The organism is uncultured Abyssibacter sp., assembly GCF_964000955.1.
In the GTDB taxonomy this organism is placed as follows: Bacteria; Pseudomonadota; Gammaproteobacteria; order Nevskiales; family OUC007; genus Abyssibacter.
In genome coordinates, this window is record NZ_CAXFCL010000001.1 from 1 (window position 1) to 3659 (window position 3659).

The window sequence follows — 3659 nt, forward strand, 5'->3', positions numbered from 1 at the left end:
CAATGTGGTCGGCGCCCGCCTGCAGGCCGAGCTCGCCCAACTCGCCATCCGCACCAACGAATCCTCGCGATTGCCGCAGCTCGACCTGACCGCCAGCTACGGCCGCAACGACACCTCCGAGTCGCGGATCGGTCAGGACGCCGAGGAAGCTCGCGTGGGGCTGAACCTCACGGTGCCCATCTTCACCGGCGGGGCGAATGTGGCTCGTCTGGATGCCGCGCGCGCCACCTATCTGCAACGCGCCGAGGAACTGCGGGCGGCCCGGGAGTTGGCCGAGGCGGAAGTCCGCTCCGCCTGGCGGACGGTGCGTGCCTCCAGACGCAGGATCGCCGCGCGTGAGCGGGCGGTGCAGTCGACACGCACGGCGCTGGTCGCGGTGCGGGACGGCTACGAGGTGGGGACCCGCACGCTTAGCGACGTGCTCGCCGCCGAACAGGCCGCCTTGCGGGCGGTGCAGGAATTCAACGCCGCGCGCCACGACTACGTGGTCGCGGTGGTCGATCTGAAACTGGCAGCCGGAACGGTCACGGATGCCGACTTACCGAAGGTGGATGCCGTGTTCACCGGTGAAAACTCAGGGAGCGTGCAATGAAACGGCGACTCTTCATCGTCCTGGTCGGTCTGGCCATCGTGTTCGGAATCGTCTTCGGGCTGCGGGCATTTGTGAACAAGCAGATGGCCAACTATTTCGAGAACCGCCAGGAGCCTCCGGTGACGGTGTCGTCCATCGTCGCGGAGGAAGCCGTCTGGGAACCGACCATTCCCACCGTGGGCACGCTGCGCGCCGTCAACGGGGTGACCGTGGCCGCCGAACTGGCGGGGGTGGTCGAGAACATCGCGTTCGATTCCGGACAGTCGGTCCAGCGGGGCGACCTGCTCGTGCAGCTGGATACCAGCACCGATCGCGCTGAACTGGCCGCGCTGGAAGCCCAGCTGCGTCTGGCCCGCGCCGAACTCAAGCGGCAGGGTGAACTGCGTCGACGCGGGACCAATGCCCAGGCGGATCTGGACTCGGCGCGCGCCAACGCGGAGCAGCTTGAGGCCCGAATCCAGAGTCAGAAAGCGGTGATTTCCAAGAAGGCGATCAAGGCACCGTTCGAAGGCAAGGTTGGAATCCGCCGCGTTGATATCGGCGAGTTCGTCGGGGCCGGGCAGGGAATCGTGACCCTGCAGCAGCTCGATCCGATGCTGGTGGACTTCACCGTGCCGGAGCGGCGTCTCGGCGACATCGAGTCGGGACAGATTGTCAGGCTGCGTGTCGATAGCGTGCCGGATACGGCGTTCACCGGTCACATCACCGCGATCGAGCCCAGCGTGAATCAGGCCACACGCAACTTCGCCGTGGAAGCGCGGGTGGACAACCAGGCCGGCCGACTCCGGCCCGGCCAGTTCGTCCGCGTGGACGTGGTTCAGCCGCAGGTCGAGCGGCATGTGACACTGCCCGCCACCGCGATCTCGTACAGCCCTTACGGCGACTCTGTTTATCTGGTCACCGAGGGTCAGTCGCGCCCGGACAACGGCGGGGAAGGCGAGGCCTCCACCGAGGGTGACGGCAAGAAGAAGACCGCCAAGCGGGTGTTCGTGAAGGTCGGCGATCGACGCGGAGACCAGGTGGCGGTGCTGGAAGGCGTGTCGGCGGGCGATGAGGTGGTGACCTCGGGGCAGCTCAAGCTGCGCGACGGTTCACCGCTGACGATCAACAACGAGGTGACGCCCGCCAACGAACGGAACCCGCAACCGGTCAACAAATAGGCGTACGACATGGCACTCACGGACATTTTCATCCGCAGGCCGGTACTGGCGTCTGTCATCAGCCTGCTGATCGCGCTGGTGGGGCTGCGTGCCTTCCAGTCGATCAACGTGCAGGAGTACCCGCAGGCCGAGAACGCCGTCATCAGCGTCACGACCGCTTACGTGGGGGCGAACGCCGAACTGGTCCAGGGCTTCATCACCACACCGCTGGAGCGGGAGATCGCCGGCGCCGACGGCATCGATTACCTGCGTTCCTACAGCGCGCAGGGGCTCTCCACGATCCAGGCGACGCTGGTTCTGAACTACGACCCCTACGAGGCGCTGACCCAGATCACCTCCAAGGTGAACAAGGTGCGTTCGGAACTGCCGGAGGAATCCGAGGCGCCGACCATCGATCTGGCGCTGGGCAGCAATTTCGCGTCGATGTACATCTCGTTCTCCTCGGATGTGCTGACCAGCAATCAGATCACCGACTATCTGTCGCGGGTCGTGCAGCCGAAGCTGCAGGCGGTGCAGGGCGTGCAGAAGGCCGAGCTGCTTGGCGCCAAGACCTTCGCGATGCGCATCTGGATGCAGCCGGAACGCATGGCCGGCCTGGGCGTCACGCCCTCGGAAGTGCGCGAGGCTCTGGCGACCAACAATGTGCTGTCGGCCGTCGGTCAGACCAAGGGGTCGATGATTTCCGTGGATCTGTCCGCGGGCACCGATCTGCAATCGGAAGACGAGTTCAAGAATCTGGTGATCCGCGATGACGGCGATACCCTGATTCGTCTGGAGGACGTCGCCACCGTGTCGCTGGGGGCGGAGACCTACGATATCGAGGTGAAGGCGGACGGGCAGAGCGCGACCTTCTTCGGCATCAATGTCGTGCCGGGCGCCAACGTGCTGGATGTCATCGCCGGTGTCCGGGATGCGTATCCGGGCATCGTCGAACAGCTGCCCGAGGGACTGAACTCCGAAATCCTCTACGACGCCACGCGGTACATCGACGACGCGATCTCCGAGGTTCAGGCGACGCTGATCGAGGCGATGATCATCGTCATCATCGTTATTTTCCTGTTCCTGGGCAGTGTGCGCAGCGTCATCATTCCGGCCGTCGCGGTTCCGCTGTCGCTGCTCGGCGCGGGCTTCGTCATGCTGATGCTCGGCTTCTCGCTGAATCTGCTCACGCTGCTGGCGCTGGTGCTCGCCATTGGCATGGTGGTGGATGACGCGATCATCATCGTCGAGAACATCCATCGGCACATCGAGGAGGGGATGACGCCGTTGGATGCGTCGCTCAAGGGCGCGCGCGAGCTCGCCGCGCCTGTTGTCGCGATGACCATCACGCTGGTGGCGGTGTATGCGCCCATCGGCCTGCTGGGCGGGCTGACAGGAACCCTGTTCATCGAGTTCGCGTTCACGCTGGCCGGCGCGGTGCTGATCTCGGGCGTGGTCGCGCTGACGCTGTCGCCGATGATGTGCTCGAAGCTGCTGCAATCCAGTGAAGACGCCAAGCAGAGCCGGTTCGCGGCATTTCTGGAGCGGCAGTTCGAGAAATGGGAGAACGGTTACGAGCGGCGCCTGCACAGCGCGCTGAATACGGTCCCGGTCATCCTGATCTTCGGCGCCATCGTGCTCGCGTCCTGCTTTTTCCTGTTCACGACCTCGCAGAAGGAACTCGCGCCGCAGGAGGATCAGGGCGTCGTGTTCATGATCTCGACCGGCGCGCCCAATGCAACGATCGATCAGACGCAGTTGTGGGCGGACAGACTGGCCGAGCTGTCACACCAGAACGAGGCGGTTTCCAACATCTTCCAGACGTTGGGCGTTTCGCAGTACGGGCCCGAGCCGAACTCGGGAACGACCGGCAACGTGCTGAAGCCCTGGGGCGAGCGGTCCAAGTCCAACGAGCAGGTCAAGCAGGA

General features: G+C 64.7%; 3 protein-coding genes. All 3 read left to right on the forward strand.

The window, feature by feature from the left end; translation table 11 throughout:
* The coding region (locus ABNS06_RS00005) for a TolC family protein (RefSeq protein WP_348671789.1) at positions 1–592 on the forward strand (592 nt) is incomplete at its 5' end.
* The gene (locus ABNS06_RS00010; protein WP_348671790.1) at positions 589–1752 is read left to right on the forward strand and encodes an efflux RND transporter periplasmic adaptor subunit; all 1164 of its coding nucleotides are present in this window, start codon (positions 589–591) and stop codon (positions 1750–1752) included. The genes ABNS06_RS00005 and ABNS06_RS00010, both read left to right, overlap by 4 nt.
* A 9-nt stretch (positions 1753–1761) precedes the next feature.
* Positions 1762–3659 (forward strand): efflux RND transporter permease subunit (locus ABNS06_RS00015; protein WP_348671791.1); only part of this gene is annotated, 1898 nt, incomplete at its 3' end.

Bases quoted from the DNA above. Each gene is read 5' to 3' on its own strand.
- ABNS06_RS00010 (WP_348671790.1), top strand. From the start codon at position 589: ATGAAACGGCGACTCTTCATCGTCCTGGTCGGTCTGGCCATCGTGTTC.